At 51.0% G+C, this 25,028-nt stretch carries 28 protein-coding genes, 1 tRNA gene, 2 pseudogenes and 1 other annotated feature; of the genes and pseudogenes, 8 read left to right on the top strand and 23 right to left on the bottom strand.

The window, feature by feature from the left end:
• The 14 genes and pseudogenes from ACLW56_RS23700 to hisL all read right to left on the bottom strand — a co-directional run.
• A partial coding sequence (locus ACLW56_RS23700) for a helix-turn-helix domain-containing protein (protein ID WP_330983936.1) occupies positions 1–301 on the bottom strand: 301 nt, incomplete at its 3' end.
• 71 nt (positions 302–372) lie between these two features.
• Positions 373–855, bottom strand: a complete 483-nt coding sequence (locus ACLW56_RS23695; protein WP_330982907.1) for a transposase — start codon at positions 853–855, stop codon at positions 373–375.
• 58 nt (positions 856–913) lie between these two features.
• Positions 914–1,252, bottom strand: a pseudogene (locus ACLW56_RS23690) (helix-turn-helix domain-containing protein); the annotation flags it as partial.
• A 214-nt stretch (positions 1,253–1,466) separates the two neighbouring features.
• Entirely contained in the window at positions 1,467–2,552 is a 1,086-nt protein-coding gene (locus tag ACLW56_RS23685; protein ID WP_330986101.1) for an acyltransferase, read from the bottom strand.
• A 565-nt stretch (positions 2,553–3,117) separates the two neighbouring features.
• Entirely contained in the window at positions 3,118–3,705 is a 588-nt protein-coding gene (locus ACLW56_RS23680) for an acyltransferase (RefSeq protein ID WP_330986100.1), read from the bottom strand.
• Between the two features lie 165 nt (positions 3,706–3,870).
• On the bottom strand, positions 3,871–4,461 hold the full coding sequence (gene hisIE, locus ACLW56_RS23675) for a bifunctional phosphoribosyl-AMP cyclohydrolase/phosphoribosyl-ATP diphosphatase HisIE (protein WP_330986099.1): 591 nt from the start codon (positions 4,459–4,461) through the stop codon (positions 3,871–3,873).
• The gene (gene hisF / locus ACLW56_RS23670) at positions 4,458–5,231 is read right to left on the bottom strand and encodes an imidazole glycerol phosphate synthase subunit HisF (RefSeq protein WP_330986098.1); all 774 of its coding nucleotides are present in this window, start codon (positions 5,229–5,231) and stop codon (positions 4,458–4,460) included. Before hisF ends, hisIE begins: the two co-directional genes overlap by 4 nt.
• A complete protein-coding gene (gene hisA, locus ACLW56_RS23665; RefSeq protein WP_330986097.1) occupies positions 5,213–5,950 on the bottom strand; it encodes a 1-(5-phosphoribosyl)-5-[(5-phosphoribosylamino)methylideneamino]imidazole-4-carboxamide isomerase in 738 nt (245 codons plus the stop codon). Before hisA ends, hisF begins: the two co-directional genes overlap by 19 nt.
• Complete coding sequence (gene hisH, locus ACLW56_RS23660) at positions 5,950–6,540, bottom strand: imidazole glycerol phosphate synthase subunit HisH (RefSeq protein ID WP_330986096.1); 591 nt, start codon at positions 6,538–6,540, stop codon at positions 5,950–5,952. Before hisH ends, hisA begins: the two co-directional genes overlap by 1 nt.
• The gene (hisB, locus tag ACLW56_RS23655) at positions 6,540–7,607 is read right to left on the bottom strand and encodes a bifunctional histidinol-phosphatase/imidazoleglycerol-phosphate dehydratase HisB (protein WP_330986095.1); all 1,068 of its coding nucleotides are present in this window, start codon (positions 7,605–7,607) and stop codon (positions 6,540–6,542) included. Before hisB ends, hisH begins: the two co-directional genes overlap by 1 nt.
• On the bottom strand, positions 7,604–8,665 hold the full coding sequence (gene hisC, locus ACLW56_RS23650; RefSeq protein ID WP_330986094.1) for a histidinol-phosphate transaminase: 1,062 nt from the start codon (positions 8,663–8,665) through the stop codon (positions 7,604–7,606). The genes hisB and hisC overlap by 4 nt, the downstream gene beginning before the upstream one ends.
• Positions 8,662–9,966, bottom strand: a complete 1,305-nt coding sequence (gene hisD, locus ACLW56_RS23645; protein ID WP_330986093.1) for a histidinol dehydrogenase — start codon at positions 9,964–9,966, stop codon at positions 8,662–8,664. The genes hisC and hisD overlap by 4 nt, the downstream gene beginning before the upstream one ends.
• Before the next feature lie 97 nt (positions 9,967–10,063).
• Positions 10,064–10,963: an ATP phosphoribosyltransferase gene (gene hisG / locus ACLW56_RS23640; protein ID WP_330986092.1), complete on the bottom strand. Its 900-nt coding sequence runs from the start codon at positions 10,961–10,963 to the stop codon at positions 10,064–10,066.
• A 45-nt stretch (positions 10,964–11,008) separates the two neighbouring features.
• Positions 11,009–11,133, bottom strand: a sequence feature (His leader region).
• Positions 11,109–11,159: a his operon leader peptide gene (gene hisL / locus ACLW56_RS23635; RefSeq protein WP_330986103.1), complete on the bottom strand. Its 51-nt coding sequence runs from the start codon at positions 11,157–11,159 to the stop codon at positions 11,109–11,111. Its footprint overlaps the feature before it by 25 nt.
• A gap of 176 nt (positions 11,160–11,335) precedes the next feature.
• Here hisL and ACLW56_RS23630 point away from each other — a divergent pair, with 176 nt between their 5' ends.
• From ACLW56_RS23630 to ACLW56_RS23615, 4 genes and pseudogenes are all read left to right on the top strand, one after another.
• Complete coding sequence (locus ACLW56_RS23630; protein WP_330986091.1) at positions 11,336–12,154, top strand: SDR family oxidoreductase; 819 nt, start codon at positions 11,336–11,338, stop codon at positions 12,152–12,154.
• Positions 12,155–12,193: 39 nt separating this feature from the next.
• Positions 12,194–13,208 (top strand): annotated as a pseudogene (locus ACLW56_RS23625) (LysR family transcriptional regulator).
• A gap of 131 nt (positions 13,209–13,339) precedes the next feature.
• A complete protein-coding gene (gene yoeI, locus ACLW56_RS23620) occupies positions 13,340–13,402 on the top strand; it encodes a membrane protein YoeI (protein WP_330986102.1) in 63 nt (20 codons plus the stop codon).
• Positions 13,392–14,753, top strand: coding sequence for an APC family permease (locus ACLW56_RS23615; RefSeq protein ID WP_330986090.1), 1,362 nt, complete (start codon positions 13,392–13,394; stop codon positions 14,751–14,753). Before yoeI ends, ACLW56_RS23615 begins: the two co-directional genes overlap by 11 nt.
• Before the next feature lie 64 nt (positions 14,754–14,817).
• On the opposite strand, the gene sbcB is transcribed toward ACLW56_RS23615, so the two are convergent.
• Positions 14,818–16,242 (bottom strand): exodeoxyribonuclease I, encoded by a 1,425-nt coding sequence (gene sbcB, locus ACLW56_RS23610; RefSeq protein ID WP_330986089.1) that lies wholly within the window; start codon positions 16,240–16,242, stop codon positions 14,818–14,820.
• A 190-nt stretch (positions 16,243–16,432) separates the two neighbouring features.
• On the opposite strand from sbcB, the gene dacD reads away from it, so the two are divergent.
• The 4 genes from dacD (at position 16,433) to ACLW56_RS23590 (ending at position 19,969) form a co-directional block, all read left to right on the top strand.
• Positions 16,433–17,599, top strand: a complete 1,167-nt coding sequence (gene dacD / locus ACLW56_RS23605) for a serine-type D-Ala-D-Ala carboxypeptidase DacD (protein ID WP_330986088.1) — start codon at positions 16,433–16,435, stop codon at positions 17,597–17,599.
• Between the two features lie 238 nt (positions 17,600–17,837).
• Positions 17,838–18,311 carry a DNA gyrase inhibitor SbmC gene (gene sbmC / locus ACLW56_RS23600; protein ID WP_330986087.1) on the top strand — a complete coding sequence of 158 codons (474 nt, stop codon included), beginning with the start codon at positions 17,838–17,840 and terminating at the stop codon, positions 18,309–18,311.
• Between the two features lie 99 nt (positions 18,312–18,410).
• Positions 18,411–19,469: an FUSC family protein gene (locus ACLW56_RS23595; RefSeq protein WP_330986086.1), complete on the top strand. Its 1,059-nt coding sequence runs from the start codon at positions 18,411–18,413 to the stop codon at positions 19,467–19,469.
• Positions 19,470–19,633: 164 nt separating this feature from the next.
• Entirely contained in the window at positions 19,634–19,969 is a 336-nt protein-coding gene (locus ACLW56_RS23590) for a DUF496 family protein (protein WP_097161971.1), read from the top strand.
• Between the two features lie 384 nt (positions 19,970–20,353).
• Here the strand turns inward: ACLW56_RS23590 and ACLW56_RS23585 are convergent, their stop codons facing one another.
• The 8 genes from ACLW56_RS23585 to ACLW56_RS23550 all read right to left on the bottom strand — a co-directional run bounded on the left by ACLW56_RS23585 (position 20,354) and on the right by ACLW56_RS23550 (position 25,024).
• On the bottom strand, positions 20,354–20,752 hold the full coding sequence (locus ACLW56_RS23585; protein WP_330986085.1) for a hypothetical protein: 399 nt from the start codon (positions 20,750–20,752) through the stop codon (positions 20,354–20,356).
• A gap of 1 nt (position 20,753) precedes the next feature.
• Entirely contained in the window at positions 20,754–21,938 is a 1,185-nt protein-coding gene (locus ACLW56_RS23580; protein WP_330986083.1) for a hypothetical protein, read from the bottom strand.
• Positions 21,939–21,940: 2 nt separating this feature from the next.
• On the bottom strand, positions 21,941–22,114 hold the full coding sequence (locus ACLW56_RS23575; RefSeq protein WP_330986082.1) for a hypothetical protein: 174 nt from the start codon (positions 22,112–22,114) through the stop codon (positions 21,941–21,943).
• 23 nt (positions 22,115–22,137) lie between these two features.
• Positions 22,138–22,482 (bottom strand): PAAR domain-containing protein, encoded by a 345-nt coding sequence (locus ACLW56_RS23570; RefSeq protein WP_330986081.1) that lies wholly within the window; start codon positions 22,480–22,482, stop codon positions 22,138–22,140.
• Between the two features lie 11 nt (positions 22,483–22,493).
• On the bottom strand, positions 22,494–23,018 hold the full coding sequence (locus tag ACLW56_RS23565) for a PAAR domain-containing protein (protein ID WP_330986080.1): 525 nt from the start codon (positions 23,016–23,018) through the stop codon (positions 22,494–22,496).
• Between the two features lie 10 nt (positions 23,019–23,028).
• Positions 23,029–23,163 (bottom strand): hypothetical protein, encoded by a 135-nt coding sequence (locus tag ACLW56_RS23560; RefSeq protein WP_330986079.1) that lies wholly within the window; start codon positions 23,161–23,163, stop codon positions 23,029–23,031.
• Positions 23,164–23,921: 758 nt separating this feature from the next.
• Entirely contained in the window at positions 23,922–24,785 is an 864-nt protein-coding gene (locus ACLW56_RS23555) for a tyrosine-type recombinase/integrase (protein WP_330986078.1), read from the bottom strand.
• Between the two features lie 163 nt (positions 24,786–24,948).
• Positions 24,949–25,024 (bottom strand) — tRNA-Asn (locus tag ACLW56_RS23550).
• Between the last annotated feature and the right edge of the window lie 4 nt (positions 25,025–25,028).

Raw genomic sequence — 25,028 nt, 5'->3', positions numbered from 1 at the left:
TTACCCGCGATGGCTTAGCCTGGCGACCCCGGAGGTGGACTTCCCCGGAACGACGCAGCACCCGGTAAAACGTCGATTCACTCGCAAGATAAATCCCTTTATCCGCCAGTCGCGGGACGATTTGCGACGGCGGCAGGCTGGCATATTCCGGTTGATGACAGACAGCGCGTATCTGCTGCTCTTCTTCCACACTCAGGCGGTTGGTGGGCTCCGGGCGTATCACTGTGGTTCTTCGGTCTTCCGGGGATTTTTGCCACCGTTGCCAGGTTCGTTCGCTGAGCTCAACTTCGCGGCAGGCCATCGCCCGACGTGCACCGGCAGCGACGGCCTCATTTATCCACCCGATAAATTGCTGCCTTTCATCACCCGGTATCAGTCGTCCTCGTCCGTTTCCCCGTAGTAGTCCCTGAGCTTTTTTCGTAACACCAGGAGCGCTGCCGCCTCCGCCAGAGCTTTGTCCTTACGAAGCAGTTCCTTTTTCAACTGCTTGTTTTCTTTCTGCACGTGTTTTAACGCTGCTTTATCATCACCAGAAGGAACCTGTAAAAAAGCCTGTTTCCACTGCGCTATCTGCGCAGAGTAAAGCCCCTTTTTACGGCAGTATTCGGCGATTTCCACTTCACTTAATGTGGTCGTTTCCACAATAACGGCGAGCCGCGCTTCGGCAGGCCACTGTTCACTATTTTTGTCTGCACCCGGCACCGGTTTCCCCTCTGTTTTAGCCTGATTACGCCAGTTATAAAGGGTAGCTTCCGATATCCCTTCCATCTGTGCAACAGCTGCGACGGTCATGTTGTATGGGGGCAGCAATTTTGCCAATGTGGTGGCTTTACGTTCCGGGGAAATACGTTTCATTTGTCACTCCATCACCCTCTGGATTTATTTTCAGAAGGGGGTGACAACTATGCTGACACTGAGGGCTCCAGCGCGAGCGCTGATAACCGAAATCACCGGGAGAATGCTTTATCAGTTCACGTAACAACGTGCAAATATGCTCAAAGGGCCAGCGGCGGGAACGTCCGGCAGGCAAAGATTTCAGACCTTCAACGCCCAATAGTGTAAACCAGTTAATCCAGCGACCGATGGATGAACGGGCGCAGCAGAGCGTTCTGGCGACGTTGCTGACGCGCTCTCCCCGGTGCAACATCAGCAGTGCCATGAGCCTGCGGGCATGATTTTTATCAGGTGTTTTATGGATAATTTTCTGCATCTGACGTCGTTCATTTCGGGGGATGGGTGCTATGATCGGCATTGCTCAGTCCGGTTGGTGATTTTGGTTGGTTTGGCGATTGATCAGATCGCACAATCCGGGCTGAGTTCCCTTTAAGTGATCTACTATTCGGCGCAGCTATTTAGATTACGGATCTTAAAGACCTCGTTCGTTATGTCATTGCCACATTTCCAATGCTGCTTTCCATGTAAGAATATTTTTACTGGATGATTCACTACTTGTAGCTGCTTACCATTTACATTACCTTTCCAGTGATTATATTTGTATACTTAACTGCATTGTTATCAATAATTCGTTCGAAATATATTGAGGTCAGAATTGTCAGTAAATAAACGGCTACTGATAGGACAATAAGCGAAATATATTGTGAGTGTATAGCTCCTTTGAAATTTAGTGTCAGCACAAGGAATGGTACATGCAATATATAAACTGAAAAGGATATTTTACCCATGAACTGCAATGGACGAGTATTGAAAAATGATATTATGCTATTTAAGCTAAATACTCCGATGAACAGCAACATGCAACCAGCCTTTGTGAGGGATTGATAAGTCTGATTGTTATCTTTGAAAATCATAAGATGACTGTAAATCCCGCCAATTTCAGTTCCGTTGCGAGGATAAGGGAAAGAAATTAATATTAATGAGATAAGTATTGCTATAGTTGCCAGAGATTTATTTTTGAACCGTATCGAATATCCATCATGCATCAGTGAATTAATGGTTAATCCAAATATAAAAATGCAATAATATGAGTCAATAGTGAATGCAAAAACCACTAAGTACACAATATATTTGTGCTTGTAATTACCGAAAATAGCAAGGATCGCAAACACTAAAAATGAACCAAATAGCTCGTATGTGATGGTCCACATTGCACCATTTTCCAGATGGGCGCCTCCAAATGGAACATAAACGAATGATTGTATAAATACATCCCATATCGTCATGTGATAAGAACTATCAAAGGCAATGTTTGATACCTGATGCATAGCATATAAAACAACCATTGAAAAGAATACAGGTATTATTAATCTTGGATATCTTTTTATACTAGCAGAGGTCAATATATCAATTTTTTTATGTTTATTGTATTTATTGGAAAGAACAAAACCACTCAGTATGAAAAAAATGTATACTGACGGTATTCCACTATAAATCAAATTTAATGGCGACCATGCAATAAACCGCTGTACACTACCGATAACTCCATCAACGTTAGTGTGTCTAAACGTCGAATTAAATGCGGTAACGCAATGGTCGAATACAACAATAAAACAACAGAAACCACGCAAACCCTCAAGATGGGTAACTTTATTCATATTACAATGCCATATATTAAAATATTGTCCATTTTTTAACATTTTTTACATTATGCTGCATTAACAGTAGAAACTACTCAAGCCAACAAAAGTCAGGCATGTCTTCGCCTACCGGGTATGCCGAAGATCTTTCTAGAGAGTATGCTGGCTCATGAAGTCTAGCTTCCAAAGCCATTAAACTCAAGTAAAGTAGTCGAGTAAAAGAGCAGGGAAAGTAAGATAACTTGACTTGACTCAGATTTCTTCAGGGCTGAAGGTTGGTGCAGTATTAATGAGCTTGGCTATACTTTAGTAATTCATATATAATAAAAAGCTGTTGTTATGAATAAGCAAAATTCAGTTGAACACATTAGAATTTGATTTGGGTGATAGAGCCATTTTTTATTAGACAATTGTTCGAATTGTGAATGAATATTCCCTCTGCTCAGGACAAGAAGTGAACTATACTGTCTAAAAGTATAAATAGTTATATAGATAAGAGCTCAAATTATAAGTACTTTTGAACTCTGTAGTGTTGATATTGAGAATGTGGGTCAGTCTTTCTATAAGAAATATGTATAAATAGCTAATGGGATTGAAGCATTTTTTTCTCAATTTCAAGTATTGTTCTATTTCTATTTTTAATTTTTTTTGCTGGTGAGCCAAACATTATGGACCACTCTTCAGTCGTTTTTGTTATCAAAGAATTAGCCCCAACGGCAGTACCTTCTTTTAAGGTCACATTTGGCATCACAACTGACTGTGAACCTACAATAACATGCTTTTCCAACAAGACCTGACCTGACGTTACGTTAGTGAACTCTGACGGTACACAAGGGTTAGTCATAAATTTACCTGAGTAATCATCACTTTTGGTATATATCTTAACTCCTTGGGAAATACCGCTAAAATCTAACATCATCACACCACTGCCTGCAAAAATAGCAGAATATCCACCAATGTGAACGAAAGAGCCGATTTCCAAAAAACCGTTACCATTGGCAATAATTGTTGAGAAAGCATCGATGCGAACGTTATCGCCAATGCTAATGTTTTCTATTCCAACAATATTGCAGTTTTTTGCAATATTTACATTGTTCCCGATTTTTTTGAAACCAAACTCACGAAGTTCATTTTCGTTGTAATATCCAATGTCGAATTTTTTTGCGTTCATATTCTATCCATTTGAATTTGAAAAAGAGATTTAAATTCCACCTATCATCTTCTGCAGTCAATCGTTTCGCAAGAACTAAGTGGCAGTGAAATCATATCTAGTATATTTTGAATATCGTCTAATAAGAACTCACAAAAAAATGCGAGTTCTTTCTGATTAGTATACTTACTGATGCCGCTTGCGCAAATTCTCAATCACCGTTGTTAAATCCAGGTCCTGATCCTGCAACAGGACCAGCAGGTGATACATCAAATCTGAAGCTTCGTTGGTCAGTTCATGACGGTCGTTGACTGTCGCCGCCAGTGCCGTTTCAACGCCTTCTTCACCCACTTTTTGTGCGATGCGCTTGGTGCCGCTGGCGTACAGTTTGGCGGTATACGAACTGGCGGGATCGGCCGTTTTACGCTCAGCCAAAAGTTGTTCAAGCTGATACAGGAACAGCCACTGGTGGCTTGTTTCGCCGAAGCAACTTGAGGTGCCTTTGTGGCAGGTTGGGCCAATCGGATTGACCAGCACCAGCAAGGTGTCGTTGTCACAGTCTGGGGTGATGCTGACCACATTCAGAAAGTTTCCGGACGTTTCGCCCTTGGTCCACAGGCGGCCTTTCGTGCGTGAGTAAAAAGTCACTTTGCCGCTTTCTTGTGTTTGCGCCAGGGCTTCCTGGTTCATATAGCCCAGCATCAACACTTCGCCGGAAACAGCGTGCTGCACGATGGCGGGCATCAGTCCGTCGGTTTTTTCCCAGTCCAGTTTCATAACCTGATCTCCACGCCCTGAGTCGCCAGGTACGCTTTTAATTCACCAATATTGATAATCTGTTTGTGGAACACTGAGGCGGCTAACGCGCCGTCAACGTCGGCATCCCTGAACGCTTCCAGGAAGTGTTCCATTGTGCCCGCGCCGCCAGAGGCGATCAGCGGTACATGGCAAACCTCACGGACTTTTTTCAGCTGCTGCAGGTCGTAACCGTTACGCACGCCGTCCTGGTTCATCATGTTTAACACGATTTCACCCGCGCCGCGTTTTTGCACTTCCTTCACCCAATCCAGGGTTTCCCACTGAGTGACGCGAGTCCGGCTTTCATCACCCGTGTATTGGTTGACATGATATTTTCCGGTTTGATCGTCAAACCAGGTGTCGATCCCCACCACAATACACTGCACACCAAAACGATCTGCAAGACGCGTGATCAGATCTGGATCGGCCAATGCAGGGGAATTGACCGAAATCTTATCTGCGCCAAAAGAAAGGATTTTTGCCGCATCGTCCACCGACTTAATGCCGCCAGCCACGCAGAACGGAATATCGATAACTTCTGCCACGCGCGATACCCAGCTTTTGTCGACCACACGGCCGTCGCTGGAAGCGGTGATGTCATAGAACACCAGTTCGTCTGCACCTTCTTCGGCATAGCGTTTTGCCAGCGGCACGATATCACCGATGATTTCGTGATTGCGGAACTGCACGCCTTTCACTACCTGACCATCACGCACATCAAGACAAGGAATTATCCGTTTTGCCAGCATTCGATGGCCTCCGTTACAGTGAACTTACCTTCCAGCAGGGCACGCCCCACAATAACGCCTTTCACACCCGTGCCGCGCAGGGCCGCCACATCGTGAATATCACCAATCCCGCCGGATGACTGGAAGGCAATCTGCGGAAAACGAGCGCAGACTTCTTTATATAAAGAGACGTTGGAGCCTGCCAGCGTGCCGTCGCGCGAAATATCGGTACACAGCACATGTTTGAGTCCAACCGGTAAATAGATATCAACCAGTTCTTCCAGCGTGACGCCGGAATTCTCCTGCCAGCCGCTAACGGCGACCTGCTTGTTGCCTTGCTCGTCGATGCGTACATCGAGCGCCAGCACCAGCTTGTCCGCACCAAAACGCGCAAACCAGCCTTTCACAACCTCCGGGGATTTCACCGCCGTTGAACCGACGACGACACGCGCAACACCGGCATCCAGCAAGGCTGCGACATCTTCTTCGGTACGAATACCGCCGCCAACCTGAACCGGCACGTTAACGCCCGCTACCAGTTTTTTGAGCAATGGGATCTGACGTTTGGCCGGGTCTTTCGCGCCAGTCAAATCGACCAGATGCAGCACTTCCGCACCTTGCGCAGCGTAATCCTGCAGGCGTGGCAACGGGTCATTGCCGTAGTCACGCTGCTGGCCGTAATCGCCCTGATGAAGACGGACCACGGTACCGTCAATTAAATCTAAAGCTGGAATGATCATCACATCTCCAGGAAGTTTTTCAGCAGCATCGCCCCGGCAGCACCGGAGCGTTCAGGGTGAAACTGCACGCCGAAGAAATTGTCTTTTTGCACTGCCGCGGTAAAGGGTTCGCCGTAGTTACATTGCGCAGTGGTGTAAGTGTTAACCGGCATCGCGTAGCTGTGGACGAAGTAGAAATAAGCCCCGTCTTCAATGCCACGGAACAGGCGATCGCCCGCTTTTGGATAGACGCGGTTCCAGCCCATGTGCGGCAGCGGCAGGCCAAAATCCGTCATCTTTGGCACATCCTGTTCGATGATGCCCAGCATATCGACGCCGCGAGTCTCTTCGCTACGACGACCAAGCAGCTGCATGCCTAAACAAATACCCAACACAGGCTGAGTGCAGGCTTTGATAAGCTCTATCAGCTCGCGCTCACGAAGCTGATCCATTGCTGCCTGCGCGGTGCCCACGCCCGGCAGAAAGAGTTTATCCGCACGCAGAACGACATCCGGGTCGCGGCTCACGACAGGCTCATAGCCGTGACGACTCACGGCGGATTTCACCGAATTGAGATTGGCGCAACCGGTGTCGAGGATCACCACGTTCATCACAACACTCCTTTGGAGGAGGGAAGGGTATCGCCTTCCACGCGAATCGCCTGGCGCAAAGTGCGGCCAAAGACTTTAAACAGGCTCTCTACGCGGTGGTGATCGTTTTTGCCTTTGGTTTTCAGGTGCAGCGTCACGCCCATGGTGTAGGACAGCGAGCGGAAAAAGTGCTCAATCATTTCGGTGCTGAGGTCGCCCACGCGCTGATAGGTAAATTCGGCGCGGTATTCGAGGTGCGGACGGCCAGAAATATCCAGCGCGCAGCGGGCCAGGCATTCATCCATCGGCAGCACGAAGCCAAAGCGGTTGATGCCACGCTTATCGCCCAGCGCCAGTTTCAGTGCTTCGCCCAGCGCCAGACCGGTGTCTTCCACGGTGTGGTGATCGTCGATATACAGGTCACCTTTGACGGTGATCGCCATACGGAACCCGCCGTGGGTGGCAATCTGATCCAGCATATGATCGAAGAAGCCGACGCCAGTGTTGATCTTGCTGCCGCCTTCGCGATCCAGCCACACTTTCACATCGATCTGTGTTTCGCGCGTGGTGCGTTCAACGTGCGCATAACGATCGCGTTGGGTCAGCTGTTCGGTGATTTTCAGCCAGTTCAGTTCGTCGCGGTTATAGCGCAAGCCAACGATGCCCATGTTATTGGCAAGCTGAACGTCGGTGGCACGGTCGCCAATGACATAGCTGTGCGCCACGTCCATCGCGCCGTCAGTCAGCCACGCCGCCACCATTTTGGTTTTCGGCTTGCGGCACTCGCAGTTGTCGGTTTCGAAGTGCGGGCAAATCAGCACGTCTTCAAACTTCACGCCCTGAGAGGTGAATACCTGCATCATCAGGTTGTGCGGGCCGTCAAAATCCGCCTGCGGGAAGCTGTCGGTGCCAAGTCCGTCCTGATTGGTGATCATCACCAGCTTGTAGCCAGCATTTTGCAGCTTCAGCAGGGAAGGAATCACTTCCGGCTCAAACGCCAGTTTGTCAAAACGGTCTACCTGAAAATCACTCGGTGGCTCGCTAATCAGCGTGCCGTCACGATCGATAAAGAGGAACTTCTGGGTCATACTTTCTCCGCACGAAGGGCGTCAATGACGCGCTGGCTCTCTTCACGGGTGCCGATGGTGATGCGCAGACAGCCGCTTAAAGAAGGTTGTTTATTCTGATCACGTAAGATAATGCCCTGATCCCACAGAGATTTGAAGACTGCGCTGGAGGCGGTGATACGCGCCAGAATGTAGTTGGTTTCTGAATCAAACACCTGTTCTACACAGTCAATCTCACGCAGCTGGCTAACCAGATACTGACGCTCATGCAGGATTTGCGCGACGCGGTCACGCATGGCGTTTATGCCCTGCGGGCTTAGCGCTTGAGCCGCAATATCGGCCACAGGGGTAGATAATGGATACGGGGCAATGACTTTCAGCAGCAGGGGGATGACTTCTTCACTTGCCAGCGTAAAGCCGCAGCGCAGCCCTGCCAGTGCAAAGGCTTTGGATAAAGTGCGCAGCACTACTAAATGTGGATACTCGGCAATCCAGCTGGTGAGCGTCGCCTGCGGACAAAATTCGATATACGCTTCGTCTGCCACAACGATTGCTTTGCCGCGAGTCATTTCCAGCAGCACGCGAATATCCTGTGGGTTGATGATTTGCCCGGTCGGGTTGTTCGGGCTGCAGACGTAAACGACTTTCACGCCGTCGAGTTTGTCGGCAATCGCCTGTAAATCTAACTGCCAGTTTTCCAGCGCCGGGACGGTACGGTATTCCACGCCGAAGGTTTCGGCGCTGACGCTGTACATGCCGTAAGTCGGCGGGCAAAACAGAATCGCATCTTTGCCCGGTTCGCAAAATGCGCGGATCAACAGTTCAATACCTTCATCCGCACCACGGCTAACCAGCACTTGCTCCGGTTTCAGGCCTGCGTATTGGGCATAGTTGTCGATGACCGCTTTTGGCTGACACTCTGGATAACGGTTCAGTGTTTGTTGGGAGAGATCAAACGCCACCGCTGTCGGATATTCGTTGGCATTCAGCCACACATCCCCTTTGCCGCCAAGACGACGGGCGGATTGATAAGGCGTCAGGTCGCGAACGTTTTTGCGGGCTAACTCTTCAATGCTCATTTCATCTCCTTGAGGGCGGCAACGCGCAGGGTGACGGCGTTTTTGTGGGCGGTCAGGCGTTCGGCAGCAGCCAGCGTTTCAATGGTGGAAGCCAGTGACGCAAAACCTTCGCGGGACAACTCCTGCACGGTCATCCGTTTCTGGAAATCGGCCAGGCCAAGGCTTGAGCACGTTGCGGTGTAGCCGTAGGTTGGCAAGACGTGGTTGGTGCCGGAAGCATAATCGCCAGCAGATTCCGGGGACCAGTCGCCGAGGAACACCGAGCCTGCGCTGGTGATGCTGTCGACCAGTGAACGTGCATCGCGGGTCTGAATAATCAGGTGCTCCGGGCCGTACTGGTTGGAAATCTCCACGCACTGCGCCATGTCGCGGGCCACAATCAAACGGCTGGCGGAAAGCGCCTGACGTGCCGTTTCGGCTCGTGGCAGTTCTGCAAGCTGGCGTTCAACCGCCTGAGCCACGCGAGAAGCCATGTCGGCATCTGGGGTCAGCAAAATCACCTGAGAATCAGGGCCGTGTTCCGCCTGAGACAGCAAATCGGAAGCTACAAAGTCAGGTGTTGCGCCGCTGTCCGCAATCACCAGCACTTCGGATGGGCCCGCTGGCATATCGATAGCCGCGCCGTCCAGACGCTGGCTCACCTGGCGTTTGGCTTCGGTTACAAAGGCGTTGCCCGGGCCAAAAATTTTATCGACTTTCGGAACGGATTCGGTGCCGAAGGCCAGGGCAGCAATCGCCTGTGCGCCGCCGACATTAAAGACTTCCTGCACGCCGCACAGTTTTGCCGCATACAGAATTTCATCAGCAATAGGCGGTGGGGAACAGAGCACCACTTTCTTGCATCCCGCAATACGTGCTGGTGTGGCGAGCATCAATACTGTCGAGAACAGTGGGGCAGAGCCGCCAGGAATATAAAGGCCAACGGATGCAATCGGGCGAGTCACCTGCTGGCAGCGCACGCCGGGCAGTGTTTCCACATCAACCGTCTGCAATACCTGCGCATTGTGGAAGGTATCGATGTTTTTTACCGCCACCGCCATCGCTTGTTTCAGTTCATCGCTAAGACGCTCGCTTGCCGCCTCAATTTCCTGCTCGGTGACCTTAAGCGCTTTAACGTCAGTTTTATCAAACTTTGCGCTGTATTCACGCAGCGCTTTATCGCCGTTGGCTTTGACGTTATCCAGTATGTCGACCACGGTGCGAGTGATGCTGTCAGAGGCGCTGATCGCCGGGCGCATCAGCAGAGCACGCTGCTCTGCTTCGTCACATTGGTTCCAGTCGATAAGGGTATTAAAGCTCATATCACTTTCCTTTATTGCCGGATGGCGCGTTGCTTATCCGGCCTACAAGACCCATAGCCCCAGCGAGCGTTCGCGCCACCGGGCACCGTTGGCGGAATTACTCCATCATCTTCTCAATCGGCAGCACCAGAATGGAGCTGGCGCCCAGCGCTTTCAGTTTTTCCATGGTTTCCCAGAACAGGGTTTCGCTGCTGACCATATGCATCGCCACGCGCTGCTGATCGCCAGCCAGCGGCAGAATAGTCGGGCGTTCAGCGCCAGGCAGCAGGGCAATGACTTCTTCCAGACGCTCGGTCGGTGCGTGCATCATGATGTATTTCGATTCGCGAGCCTGAATCACGCCCTGAATACGGGTCAGCAGTTTGTCGATAAGCTGCTGTTTGGCTTCAGGCATCTCGCCGTCGCGCTGGATAAGGCACGCTTTAGAACGATAAATCACTTCCACTTCACGCAGGCCGTTAGCTTCCAGCGTTGCGCCGGTGGAAACCAGATCGCAAATCGCATCAGCCAGACCGGCGCGTGGGGCAACTTCAACGGAACCGTTCAGCAGACAGGATTTGAACTGCACGCCCTTGCTGTCCATATAGCGTTTAAGTATGTGAGGATAAGAGGTCGCGATACGTTTATTGTTCAGGCATGCCGGGCCGTCCCACGGTTCATCAACATTGATAGCCAGGGAAAAACGGCAACCGCCAAAATCAAGACGACGCAGCGTGAAGTAACGCGGATCTTCGCCCTGAGCACGGCGGCTCAAAAGCTCTTCTTCCAGCACGTTTTCGCCGATGATGCCGAGGTCTACCACGCCATCCATGATCAGGCCCGGGATATCGTCGTCACGTACGCGCAGAATGTCGATCGGCATATTTTCCGCCAGCGCAATCAGGCGCTGGGTGTGCAGATTAATTTTTATGCCACAGCGGGCGAGTAATTCGCGTGAATCATCGCTTAAACGGCCCGATTTCTGAATAGCTATGCGTAAACGGCTGGTGTCTGACATTGTTATATCCTCGTAGTCCTGTCTGAATTTCGATTGCTCACGCCCAAAAAAAAGCCCCCGGAAGTGCGATCTTCCGGGGGCTTTCTCTTGCGTTCATGCACCTCTGGAAGATCTAACTGTCTTCCAGCACACATCGCCTGAAAGACTAGTCAGGGTGATGGTGATGATGGTGGTGTTTAAATTGAACGCAGCTCATAATTTTCTCGTTGAATGCTTATGCATTTGATGTCGTTTAACCTAAACCAGTTCTGCGCCTGATTGCAAGGGCTTTTTTTTATCTTTAATTCATTTCATCTTCACCAGATAAATTGTCAGTTCGCCGGGGCTGGCGTAGCCTTAAGTCAGGAAAGCGAAAAAGCCAGGAGAATGCAGATGAAAAAGGTCGCCATTGTCGGTTTAGGTTGGCTGGGAATGCCGCTGGCGCTGTCGTTAACGGCACGAGGCTGGCAGGTGACGGGCAGCAAAACCACGGCTGACGGGGTTGAGGCGGCGAGGATGTGCGGTATCGACGGGTATCCGCTGCGTCTGGAGCCACAACTGGTCTGCGATAGCGATGACCTCGATGCGCTAATGAATGTGGATGCGTTGGTGATAACGCTTCCCGCACGCCGCAGTGGACCGGGAGAAGACTTTTATCTTCAGGCTGTGCAAGAAATTGTCGACAGCGCATTGGCTTACCATATTCCTCGTATCGTGTTTACCAGCTCAACGTCCGTGTACGGCAAAGGGCAGGGCACAATAAAAGAGAATGCAGAACGCGAGCCGATTACCTCCAGCGGGCGAGTCTTAAAAGAGCTGGAAGACTGGCTGCACAATTTGCCGGGCACCTCTGTCGACATTCTGCGTCTTGCCGGTTTAGTCGGGCCAGGCCGCCATCCAGGCCGTTTCTTTGCCGGAAAATCGGCACCGGATGGGCAGCAGGGCGTCAATCTTGTGCATCTCGAAGACGTGATTTCGGCGATTACACTGCTGTTACAGGCCCCGAAAGGCGGTCATATCTATAATCTTTGTGCGCCGGGACATCCGTCGCGCTCGACCTTTTACCCGCAAATGGCCCGCGAACTGGGGCTTGAGCCGCCTGTGTTCAGCAACAGCGCTGAGAAAGGGCGCATTATTGACGGGAACCGGATTTGTGCTGAGTTGGGCTTTGAGTATCAATATCCTGATCCGCTGGTGATGCCGCTGGAATAACTTGCTGGCGGCGACATCGCGTACCGAAAGGGGGCGACGATGAAACCATTGCTGGAAGTCCTCATCATTCTTGATGCGCTCGATAAAGAAGGGAGCTTTGCTGCGGCATCGGCAAAGCTCTTTAAGACACCGTCTGCCCTCAGTTACACCGTCCATAAGCTGGAAAGCGACCTCAATATTCAACTGCTTGACCGCAGCGGGCATCGGGCAACCTTCACTCGCACCGGGCAACTGCTGCTGGAAAAAGGCCGGGAAGTGCTGCACACCGTGCGTGAACTAGAGAAGCAGGCGATTAAACTGCACGAAGGCTGGGAAAACGATCTGGTGATCGGCGTGGATGACACCTTTCCTTTCTCGCTTCTGGCGCCGCTGATTGAGCAATTCTATGAAAAGCACAACGTCACGCGGCTCAAATTCGTTAACGGCGTGCTCGGCGGTTCATGGGATGCGTTAATCCAGGGCCGCGCGGATATGATTATCGGCGCGCTGCACGATCCACCACCGCTCAGTGATTTTGGCTTTGCGCCGCTGGGCCAACTGGAGCAAATCTTCGTCATTGCCCCTCATCATCCTCTGGCGCAGGAAGCGGAGCCGATAAGTCGTAAAACCCTTAAACGCTATCGCGCGATTGTGGTGGGCGATGGCATGACACCGGACTGCCCGGCGTTTCAACAATTGCTGGACGATCAGGAAGCGATTACGGTTTTTGACTTTAAAACCAAGCTTGAGCTGCAAATCAGTGGCCTTGGCTGCGGATATTTACCGCGATATATGGCGCAGCGTTTTCTTGAGAGTGGCGCATTAATTGAAAAACAGATATCGGCGCATGTGCCCTTTGATACGGTCTGGATGGGCTGGAACGAGCAGACGGCGGGGCTTGCGAGCAGCTGGTGGCGTGAAGCAGTTTTAGCAAATAATGCTATCGCGGCAGTTTACAATCGCATCGATGGTGGATTATCAGACAGTTAACGAAAAGTTTTCTCTGACGAGGCTCTCATTCTCTTGTGTTTACGTGGGGATGGGGGCAAAATACGCGCCAGAAAAAAAAGAGTAACCGACGCAATTTAACAGTGGCGTCGGTTATTTTTTTGTTTTCAGACACTCATTCAAACAAGAGGCCGGGCTTCGTACCGGATAGATACTTACTAAAAATCGACAGTTGTTGTCGCCGAGGAAAACCAAAAAATGGGGCAATTTTTTGCTTACGCGACGGTTATCACCGTAAAGGGGAATAGCCATGTCGCATAACGTTACTCCAAATACCTCTCGCGTGGAATTACGTAAGTCTCTTACGTTGATTCCGGTTGTTATGATGGGTCTTGCCTATATGCAGCCTATGACGCTGTTCGATACATTTGGTATCGTATCTGGACTGACCGAGGGTCACGTCCCGACAGCTTATGCATTCGCTCTGATAGCCATCCTGTTTACTGCGTTAAGTTACGGTAAGCTGGTTCGCCGCTATCCGTCCGCAGGTTCAGCCTATACCTATGCCCAGAAATCCATTAGCCCGACAGTTGGCTTTATGGTGGGTTGGTCTTCGCTGCTTGATTATCTGTTTATGCCGATGATCAACATCCTGCTGGCGAAAATCTATTTTGAAGCGTTGGTGCCTTCGGTGCCGTCGTGGATCTTTGTCGTTGCGCTGGTGGCCTTTATGACCATCTCTAACCTGCGCAGCATCAAAACTGTTGCAAACTTCAACACCCTGATTGTGGTGCTGCAGATGGGTATCGTGGCCGTGATTGTCGGCATGATCGTCTGGGGCGTGATGAACGGTGTTGGCGCAGGTACGTTAACCAGCACTCGTCCGTTCTGGTCTGATGGCGCGCAAATCACGCCGATGATCACCGGGGCGACAATCCTGTGCTTCTCGTTCCTCGGTTTTGACGGTATCTCTTCTCTGTCTGAAGAAACCAAAGATGCTGAGCGCGTTATCCCGAAAGCCATTTTCCTGACAGCGCTGATTGGCGGTCTGGTGTTTATCGTTGCTTCTTACTTCCTGCAACTGTACTTCCCGGACATCTCTCGCTTTAAGGACCCGGATGCCTCTCAGCCTGAAATCATGCTGTACGTTGCCGGTAAAACCTTCCAGTGGGGCGTGCTGATTTTCTCCAGCGTCACCGTTCTGGCTTCTGGTATGGCGGCGCACGCAGGCGTTTCTCGTCTGATGTACGTAATGGGTCGTGACGGCGTGTTCCCGAAAAGCTTCTTCGGTTATGTGCATCCGAAATGGCGTACTCCGGCATGGAACGTGCTGCTGGTGGGCGCGATTGCCCTGCTGGCTATCAAGTTCGATTTGGTTACCGCGACAGCGCTGATTAACTTTGGTGCGCTGGTGGCGTTTACCTTCGTTAACTTGTCCGTTATCTCTCAGTTCTGGATCCGCGAGAAGCGTAACAAGACGCTGAAAGACCACTTCAACTACCTGATTTTGCCGGTATGTGGTGCGTTGACGGTAGGTGCTTTGTGGATCAACCTGGAAGAGAGCTCCATGGTTCTCGGCCTGATTTGGGGCGCGATTGGCGTGATTTACCTCGCCTGTGTGACCCGCAGCTTCCGTAACCCGGTGCCGCAGTACGAAGATATCGCGCAGTAATCCTGACGCAATAAAAAACCGGAGGTCATATGGCCTCCGGTTTTTTTATGTCTGCACTCTGATGTCAGACAATATCTTGTGCGTACTGATACAGCGCCTTCACCAAAGCCAGCTTCTCGGTATCACCTTCATATTGTCCGTAAAGTGCTTCCAGCTCTTGCGCATAAGCTTGCAAAAGCTCCGGCGTAAAGATGTTACGACGATGCTGTAGCCAACGCTGCTGCTCCGCTTCATCCAGTGTTCCTGGGAAGTTACGCGCGCGGTAGTTAAATAGCAGCTTCTCAATTCGCGGGTCGGCAAAGGTCAAATCCAGCGCCGATAAATTACGCGGTTCTGTCTCCAGCAAGATTTTCATCGCTGTGCGATCCGCATCGCTAAAGAAACCGTTATACAGCTGAGTATCGACATTCGGTGAAGGGACAAACGGCTCTGCTTCAGCGAAGATGGCGACCACTTTGTCGCGCACCTGCGGGTTATCGCGCAGGATTTTCAGGTTATCCAGACACTGCTGGCGATTGATGCCCAGTCTGTCGGCATCTTCAGGGCGCAGCGTATTCGCTTGCGCCAGAATCGGGCATTTATTCAGCTGGACCAGTTTGACCGGTACGGCGGCCAAATCGCCCAGCTCGGCTTTTGGCGTATACAGACGCTCACGAAGCTCATCGGCATCCAGTTCCAGCAGCGGAGAAATATCACCTGCCAGGTCGACCATGATCACCGCGTTTTTGTTATCCGGATGCCACGCCAGCGGAGCAACCCAACTGGTGTTGCCGCGCCAGGCACCGAACATGCCCGAGATATGCACCAGCGGTTTCATCTGCGGCACATCAATCAGCGTCGCGAGTTTGTTTTTACCGCGGTAGGTGTAGAGATACTCAAACAAGCGCGGTTGACGTGACTTCACCAGTTTTGCCATCGCAATGGTGGCGTAAACATCGGCCATCGCATCGTGCGCGTTGCTGTGCTCAATGCCGTTAGCTTTGGTCAGATGCTCAAGCCGGAAGCTCGGCAAACCTTCTTCATTTTCCGGCCAGTTGATCCCTTCCGGACGAAGCGCGTAACAGGCGCGCATAACATCAAGCAAATCCCAGCGCGAATTATGGTTCTGCCAGCTCCAGGCATACGGATCGTAGAAATTTCGGTAAAAAATGTTGCGGGTCACTTCGTCATCGAAACGCACGTTGTTGTATCCCACCACGCAGGTTTTTGGCACGGTAAACAGGTCGTGAATGCGTTTGGCAAAAGCCGCTTCATTTTCGCCTTTCGCCAGCGCTTCCTGCGGCGTAATGCCCGTGATCATCACCGCCTGTGGCTGGGGTAAATAATCGTCGGCAGGCTTGCAATAAAAGACTTCCGGTTCGCCGATGATATTGAAATCGCTGTCAGTGCGGATGGCCGCAAACTGCGCGGGTCTGTCCAGCTGTGGGCTGGTGCCGAAGGTTTCATAATCGTGGAACAGAAATCCAGGTTGCGAGGGCGTTTCTTGCATGAGCGGTCAGTGATCCATAAGCGCGAAAGGCGGTAATGGTAAACGATTTGTCCGGGTATCAGAAGGGCACGGGTTCAATCCCGCGGCGCATCTCGCAGGAAATGTCATACTTTCTTGCAATTTAGCGCTGTCAGTAAAGCGTAACTCCCGTAAAAAGAACGGCGAATGAAAGAAAGTAGAGGATTTGCTGTTGAAAGGCCGTTTGTTTGTTGCTGTATCTTTGCTCGCTTCGAGTATCACCTGCGCCGTTGCCGCAGATTATATCCCCGCACCGGTTCAGCCACCTGCCATTCAGGCCGGTTCCTGGGTGCTGATGGATTACACCACGGGCCAAATTCTTACCGCCGGTAATGAACACCAGCAGCGTAACCCCGCCAGCCTGACCAAGCTGATGACAGGCTATGTGGTCGATCGCGCTATCGACAGCCACCGTATTTCACCGGATGACATGGTCACTGTGGGGCGCGATGCGTGGGCGAAGGTTAACCCTGTGTTTAACGGTTCCTCGCTGATGTTCCTCAAAGAAGGCGACCGCTTAACGGTGCATGACCTTAGCCGCGGCCTGATTGTGGATTCCGGTAACGACGCCTGCGTGGCGTTGGCTGACTACGTCGCAGGGGGTCAACCGCAGTTCGTCACCATGATGAACGATTACGTGAAAAAGCTGGGCCTGAAAGACACCCATTTTGAAACTGTGCACGGGCTTGACGCGCCAGGCCAGCACAGTTCTGCCTACGACCTGGCCGTGCTTTCCCGGGCGATTATTCACGGCGAGCCAGATTTCTATCACATGTATAGCGAGAAAAGCCTGACCTGGAATGGCATCACCCAGAACAACCGTAACGGGCTGTTGTGGGATAAAACTATGAACGTGGATGGCCTGAAAACCGGGCATACCTCAGGTGCAGGCTTTAACCTGATTGCGTCGGCAGTCGATGGCAAACGCCGTCTGATTGCAGTAGTGATGGGGGCTGATAGCCCGAAAGGGCGTGAAGATCAGGCTCGCAAGCTGCTGCAATGGGGCCAGCAGAATTTCGACACCGTGCAAATTCTGCATACGGGCAAACAGGTGGGGACAGAACGCATTTGGTACGGCGATAAAGAACAGATCAGTCTTGGCACCGACCAGGATTTCTGGCTGGCGCTGCCAAAAGCGGAAGTGCCGAACATCAAAGCCAAATACGTGCTTGATAAGAAAGAGCTGGACGCACCCATTGCAGCCCATCAACGCGCTGGGGAAATTGAACTCTACGACGGTGACAAGATTGTGGCCCATTGGCCGCTGGTGACGCTGGAAAGCGTGGGCAAGGGCGGAGTCTTCTCACGCTTTAGCGACTGGTTGCACCATAAAGCCTGATCTATTTGTTACTCTGCCGGACGACACTTTTTTCCCGGCGGCACTGCGTTTGCACGGGCCTACAGGACGGATTTGTAGGCCGGGTAAGCGCAGCGCCATCCGGCAGCTCCCCTGGTCGTCAACCCGTGTTGACGACATCTGATTTTCCCATTCTGTGAAACATCGCACATACTCCTTCAGGGCTGTTTGCTAGATTTTATATGTATATTTATCCAGTAAACTTGTTTGCGGAGGACGTATGGATTACAGCATTACCCAGCAACAAAAACGTGTCGTGGCAGGTTTTCACATGGTTGGGCCATGGGAACAAACCGTCAAGCAAGGCTTTGAGCAATTGGCTATGTGGGTAGACGGTCAAAAGATCCCGGCCAAAGAGTGGGTGGCGGTGTACTACGATAACCCGGACGAAACGCCAGCGGAAAAGTTGCGTTGCGATACGGTGGTCACCGTTGATGAGGGCTTTGCTATCCCGGCCAACAGTGAAGGCGTGATTCTCACTGAAGTCGCCGCCGGTCTTTATGCTAAAGCTTCTGCCAGGGTCATCGATCACGATTTCTCCACTCCGTGGTATCAGTTCTTCAATAGCGTGCTTGAAGATAAAGATCACGAGCTGGCGGCCAAACCCTGCTTCGAGCTCTATCTGAATGATGGTAACAAAGACGGGCACTGGGATATTGAGATGTACGTGCCTGTTAAACGCCGGGGGGGTTAAGGTAAAAGTCCTGGTTTTTACAAGGTTTTTTGCACATCCGTGATGCCAGAAGCAGAAAAGCAGATACAATTGTGTCTTTAGCCCTGGCGGAGAGCGGGTGTGCGCGCCGATAAATCACTGAGTCCTTTTGAAATTCGTCTGTACCGGAATTATCGCGTTATTCACGGCATACGTATTTCGCTGGCATTTATTCTGACTTTTCTTCTGGTTCGCCTGCTGAACATCCCGGAAGGCACGTGGCCTCTGATCACCCTGGTGGTGATCATGGGGCCTATTTCATTCTGGGGCAATGTGGTGCCTCGCGCCTTCGAGCGTATCGGCGGAACTGTCCTCGGCTCTGTTCTCGGGCTGGTGGCACTCAAGCTGGAGCTGATGTCGCTGCCGTTAATGCTGCTCTGGTGCGCGGCGGCCATGTTCCTTTGCGGCTGGCTGGCGCTCGGTAAAAAACCTTATCAGGCATTGCTGATTGGCATCACGCTTGCGGTGGTGGTGGGTGCGCCGCCAGGCGATATGCACATGGCGCTGTGGCGAAGTGGCGACGTGATCATTGGCTCATTGCTGGCGATGCTGTTTACCGGTATCTGGCCGCAGCGAGCGTTCATCCATTGGCGTATTCAGATGGCGAGCTACGTGACAGAGTTCAACCGTCTTTATCAGACTGGGTTCTCGCAGAACTTGCTTGAACGCCCACGTCTGAACCGCCATCTGCAAAAAATCCTCAATGACGTGGTGAAAATGCGTGGGCTGATTACGCCCGCAAGCAAAGAAACCCACATCCAGAAATCTATCTTTGAAGGCATTCAGACCGTTAACCGCAACCTGGTCTGCATGCTTGAACTGCAAATCAACGCGCACTGGGCGTCCCGCGCCAGCCATTACGTGATGTTGAATGCCCATACCCTGCGCGACATGCAGCACATGACGCAACAGACGCTGCTTACGATTGCGCATGCGCTGTATGAAGGCAATCCGCAGCCGATTCTGGCGAACAACGAAAAGCTCAATGAGATTGTTGCAGAGTTACGCCAACTGGTGAGCGACTACAAAGGGGAGAACCTGGCAGAAACCCCGATGCACGGCTATGTATGGTTAAGTATGGAGCTGGCAAGACAGCTGGAACTGCTGTCGCATCTGATTTGTCGCGCGTTGCGCAAATAACGCCCACACGGTCACGGTTTGCGGTGTGCTTGTTTCGATTCAGCAACGTTTAGGGTTATGATGAACCCAGAGCAAAAACCATTGTCATTCGCGGCCGCTAGCAGTTATGTTTACCCGTAGCGGCTGTTTTACGAATCCGAATCTCAATTATCAGGGGTGTCAAAATGGAAACAACTAAGCCTTCATTCCAGGACGTACTGGAGTTTGTTCGTCTGTTCCGTCGTAAGAACAAGCTGCAGCGTGAAATTCAGGACGTTGAGAAAAAGGTCCGTGACAACCAGAAACGCGTTCTGCTGCTGGACAACCTCAGCGACTACATCAAGCCAGGCATGAGCGTAGAAGCGATTCAGGGCATCATCGCCAGCATGAAAACCGACTATGAAGATCGCGTTGACGACTACATCATCAAAAACGCTGAACTCTCTAAAGAGCGTCGCGAGATCTCCAAGAAGCTGAAAGTGATGGGCGAACTGAAAACCGCCGAACCGAAAGCAGAGTAAGATTTAAAAAGCGGTGGCCCTCACCGCTTTTTTACTGCGCCAGACGCAGAAAAGCAAAAAGCAAAAAGCCTGCTCGAAAGCAGGCTTTTTTAAATTTGGCTCTCTGACTGGACTCGATTCCTCATCTAACATGATGTTTATAAATAGTAATTATCGCATCGAGTCAAACGAAGCCCCCGAGAAAGCCCCCATATCTGAAAACTTGCAATTTCGTGATATTCGTCACTAAAATGTTTGAGACTCTTGGGGGCGCTTATTCAATACAATGATGATAATAAACGCATTAACTTTGTCGTCCTGCTTCATCCGCACCTACCATCGTTGTATTCAATTCCCCCATTCAAAAATGTGCTTCAAACGATCGCAATGCGTTTGACTACCATGTCAGAGGGTTCCGGGGTTCTTGATATGGACTGTGTAGGTTTTGTCGAAATCACTCGACTTATCAAGCATCGAAACATTGAAAAAGCCAGATACCCGAATTTTAACTACACCTTCCTTTGTTGGGGTCCCCCTAACTTGGACGCAATTGTTGTCATGTTCGTCATTGTTGCAGTGTTGCACGTATAACCCGTAATTTTCTGGCGATATGTTTGCGACAAACTCATTGTTACCGTGAATGTCTGTCAGCTTTGCAACTCGGCCGCCAGCGATGGTTATTTGCGCATAATAGGGTTTCCCAACAATAGCATTAGTTAGTGCACTGTTTTCAGGAGTAAAGCTCGCATGTAACGCGCACCCTGATAGTGCAAGTAAAGGGATAAATACAAATGCTTTTTTCATGTTATTTTAACGGTTTAAAAACCATCCCTCCAAAAAGTCTAGACAAGAAGAACGAAGCATCTTTCTTATGTTTTATCTGATCGAAAACATCACCCCACGAAAACAAGTTGAGATGCATATAACCGCTGGAGTCCTGTGTTGCAATACCATCCCAAACGATCCAGTGCGTTGGTACTGTTGTTGTCGAATCGCTACGTCCTAGCAAGCCATCATTTATCAGTGTGACAACCTTATATCCTTTTTGAGCATACTCATTTAGATCTCGTAGACCTTGAATGCCCACCTGAATCGGCCCTGCATTGCTAAATATCTTTTCATAACCAGCTTTTTCAAACCAATCGGTCAAAGTTTGCCACATTGTTATTCCCGCAACAGGGGAATCTAGTTCATCAAAACTCAAGACAGAGTTCTCTGAATCCCTGAGCCCGACAAGCGTCATCCAGTCAACCCCAAGTATTTTAGGTCTTCCATCTGCTGTGTAAAATGTTCCTGACGGATGTTTACAGCCATTACTGGGTGAAATATCTAGCTCACCTATTTTTGTTTTCCCATATCGCCATAGGTCGCGGGAGGCTTGGGCATAGATGTCCGGGCGATCCATCTGAAGACAGTAAAAGAATGCTGCAGGCCCACATGCGCTAGCATAGTTCTGAGTGGGGAATGAGCCAGATGAATGGTTAAATCTTTTCTCAATCTGTTCTTCAATGATGCTTTTTTCAAAAGGATCTTCAGGATTTCCAATCGGATACTCTTTAGCAATAAACGGTCGCTCTGGACGGGAAATTTGCAGTTGCCTGGTTTCGCCCCCCTGACTTTCAGGCTTCATCGTGTCCTGCGACTCGAAGTAGCAGGGGTTCTCACGCTTAACCGGCGAGCAGGCTTTGCCCGACGCAAATTCCTGTAGCGTGTACATCCGGGTGAATGGTGTCGGGCTGACGCACAACGTTTTTAACATCAGCTTGCGATAAAGCGTGACTTCCATAATGTAGATGGTTGTCAGCGGATCATCGGTATTGCTGGTGCTGTGCATCTGTGTGCTGTAATCAGCCGTCAGGGGCTGTTGCTTCACGTCCACAATGGTGGTTTTGTTTCTTTGCCCATCCATTCGATAAATGCACAAATCGTAGAGCAGCGAGGATGCCGGCACGTTTGATTTGATGCGGGTACTGAGTTGGTAAACAGCCATAGTTAGTCCATTAGCATATGCAGGTAAGTGTTTTCAGCGTCATCGGCAAAATGCCACGATGTTCTGCCCTGAGTATCTGTCGTTCCTGTCTCTTCCCGGCTATTGGAGAAAATCAGGACGTAAGGGGTGTTGACCAGCGTCTTCCCGTCATCATCCCTGCACACAAAGCGGATCATGTTGCGTGCCACTTCCTCGCAGGTTACTGCTGATGTCTGATGCCCGGCTTTACGTTCTCTTTCAGTCGCGAGCCCACTGTTGCAGTTAAAATCGTAGGTATCGGTGAACATTGAAGGAACAAAACGCGAACGGCACGGGCAGGGCTGTAGCTCTCGATGGAGCCCGCCCATTCCCGCATTTCACCGTTTACTTCGTAGGTGTCGCCCATACCGCCACATACTTTGAAACGGCCTTCATGTTTGCCGCAGGAAACCGGATCACGCTCCCGTACCCGTTCCTTTCCATTGTATGTTTCGTCGCTGGCCCCACTCAGAATACGACCGCCGCACGTCGTTTTATCGCCGTGGTAAAGAAAATACCCTTCCATGAAATCTCCTGTTAATCGCCAAGAACGTGCAGGCTGATATTCTCCGGGCTGTCAGCAAAGTGCCAGGCTGTTAATCCCTGACTGTCTGTATTTCCCTCTTCGCTGTGCCCGTCTGGGAAGAAAAGAATGTACTGACAATTACCCATAAACTGACCGCTATCATCAGCGCACTTAAAACGGATCGCGTTGCGTTTTTTTTGGGTTCTCCCGGGCTGAGTCTGGGTCACCGCAGGTTTTGACCGTGCTGAGCCACTTCCGGCGATGACGTGATTTGCCGGGCATTTGCAGAGAACAGCGGAGCGGTCAACGACCACTGCTCTCCCGTCCGGGTTCGTCTGGTGGGGATCGCCAGAAATAATGACGCTGGTTTCCCCGCATTTGGGGCACCGGGTTGTTTTGTCGCCAACATACAACTTTCGTCTGCCATCTACCGTCCAGCGACTACCCGGGCCCGCAATGTAGGTTGCCCCGGTTGTTGTTTTATCACCGTCAAGTCCGGAGTTTCTGCCATTAACATAACTTGTACTGTCGGACATCGTTCTCCCTTCAATCAGTCAGAATGTGCAGGGTAATGTTTTCTTCTGACTCAGCGTAATGCCAGCCAGTCACCCCATGGTCATCGGTTGTACCGGCCTCAGAGCGGCCATCAGGAAACATCAGGGTGTAGCGGCAGCGAGGCATGTGCAGATCGTCATCGTCGGTACACTGGAAGCGGATGCAGTTGCGGGTGCTGGCACGGACGTTTTTGTGGTGTTGCGGGAGGTTAACGAACCTGCGGATGTACTTGTGGATTGTGTTGAGGAGCCATAAGCATAATGATCAGGGCAACCGCACAGTACGCGATCACCGGTTGCCACATACGCTTTGCCCTCCTCAGCCCAGTCATGTGCTGACGCCAGGAGCTGAAAGTGCCCTTTACATTTGCTGCACGTAGCCAGTACGCGCGATCGCTTTACTGCCCTCGGACCAGGTCGCAGTGGCCGTGATAATTTCGCCATATGTTGTCCCGTCTCCAAGACATGCCAGTGCTCTTGCCATGATTAGTCCCTCAATTCACTGTGATTGTTCCCATTGAATCAACTTTATTGCTGAGCAAACCTTTCGTTAAGCGTATTCCTGCATGAAAGCAGGCATTGTTTGCCCAAATATCGTTCGCTGACTATACAATACCCTTATCAATCATGTAAGAATTACAGTGTAAAAATCAGCGAAAGAACAGAAGGTTATGGATAATAAGATTCATTTTTATTCGCCCGGTGCGACCGATTACATAAGTCCGGCTTCACTGTGGGCGATAGCCCGGGTAAGGGTGACCGCAGACTTCCGTTTTGGTGTCGTAATCCATCACCCGCAGCGCCTTGTTGATCGTATTCTCACTCATGGGTTTCGACAGATCGTGATCGCCCGGAAAGAGGAAAATTTCATCGGATGACAGTCTTTTAAGCTGTTTCAGCAACGCAATGGCCTGGGTGGAGAGCGGTACCAGATGGGGCGTTTTCATCTTTGCACCACGCTCTGAGTAGCGCACGCCGCGGATCGCTTCCCGCTTCAAGGTCGATCTCAGGCCAGCGTGCGAAACGCAGTTCGCTGGAGCGAATGAAGATAACCAGATGCTGAACCGCCAGGCGAGTCAGCAGTCTGCCCCGATAAGCGTCGATGCGGGTCAACAAATCCGGCAGCTTTTCCAGTTGCAGGGCGGGGTGATGGCGCGTTTGTGGCGGGATAATCGCATCCGTCAGGTCACTGGCGGGATTACGGGTAATAAAACCCTTCCGCACGGCGTAACGCATAATGGCGGCGATACGCTGCTGCATCCGCATGGCGGTTTCCTGATAGCCTTTCTTCTCAAGGGCCAGCAACGGCACCAACAAATCAGTGGTTTTGAGTGAAGCAACGGAAGATTTACCGAGCAGAGGAAAAAGATGAATTTCCAGCGCCCGGAGGGAACGGTCAGTGTGGGTCTGCGTCCAGCCTTTTTTGGTTTTGACCCACACACGGGAAATCTCTTCGAAGCTGGCGCTTTTTTTGTGACCGGCTTTGCTCTGTTTCTTAACTGTGCCGGGGTCGGTCCCCGCAGCGAGTAACGCGCGGGCGTCCTCACGGTATTTACGGGCCTGGGCGAGAGGCACATCCGGGTAAGGGCCGAAAGCTAGCTTTCGTTCTCTCGCTTCAAAACGGTACTTGAGATACCAGTGTTTTGACCCGTTAGGTTTGACCAGCAAATACAGACCCTGAGCATCGGTCTGTTTCCGGGGCTTGTCGGGCGATTTTGCGTTGCGGATAGCGGTATCAGTGAGCGGCATGGTGGGGGCTCCGTAGTTTAGTGAACCAGCAGGCCCCCAATTAAGCCCCTAAAAACTACGGATGTCAGAAGACCCGGCAGGTCACTGAGTGACTTCCGGTTCTTCTTAACTTACTGATTTTATTGAATCCCCGGACTTGCTCGGAAGTCCCAGGACTAAAATTTGGCTCCTCTGACTGGACTCGAACCAGTGACATACGGATTAACAGTCCGCCGTTCTACCGACTGAACTACAGAGGAATCG

Source organism: Pantoea sp. sgz302252, assembly GCF_047713085.1.
In the GTDB taxonomy this organism is placed as follows: domain Bacteria; phylum Pseudomonadota; class Gammaproteobacteria; order Enterobacterales; family Enterobacteriaceae; genus Scandinavium.
Note: the sequence above shows the minus strand (reverse complement) of the source record. Positions and strands in the feature narration are given on the sequence as shown.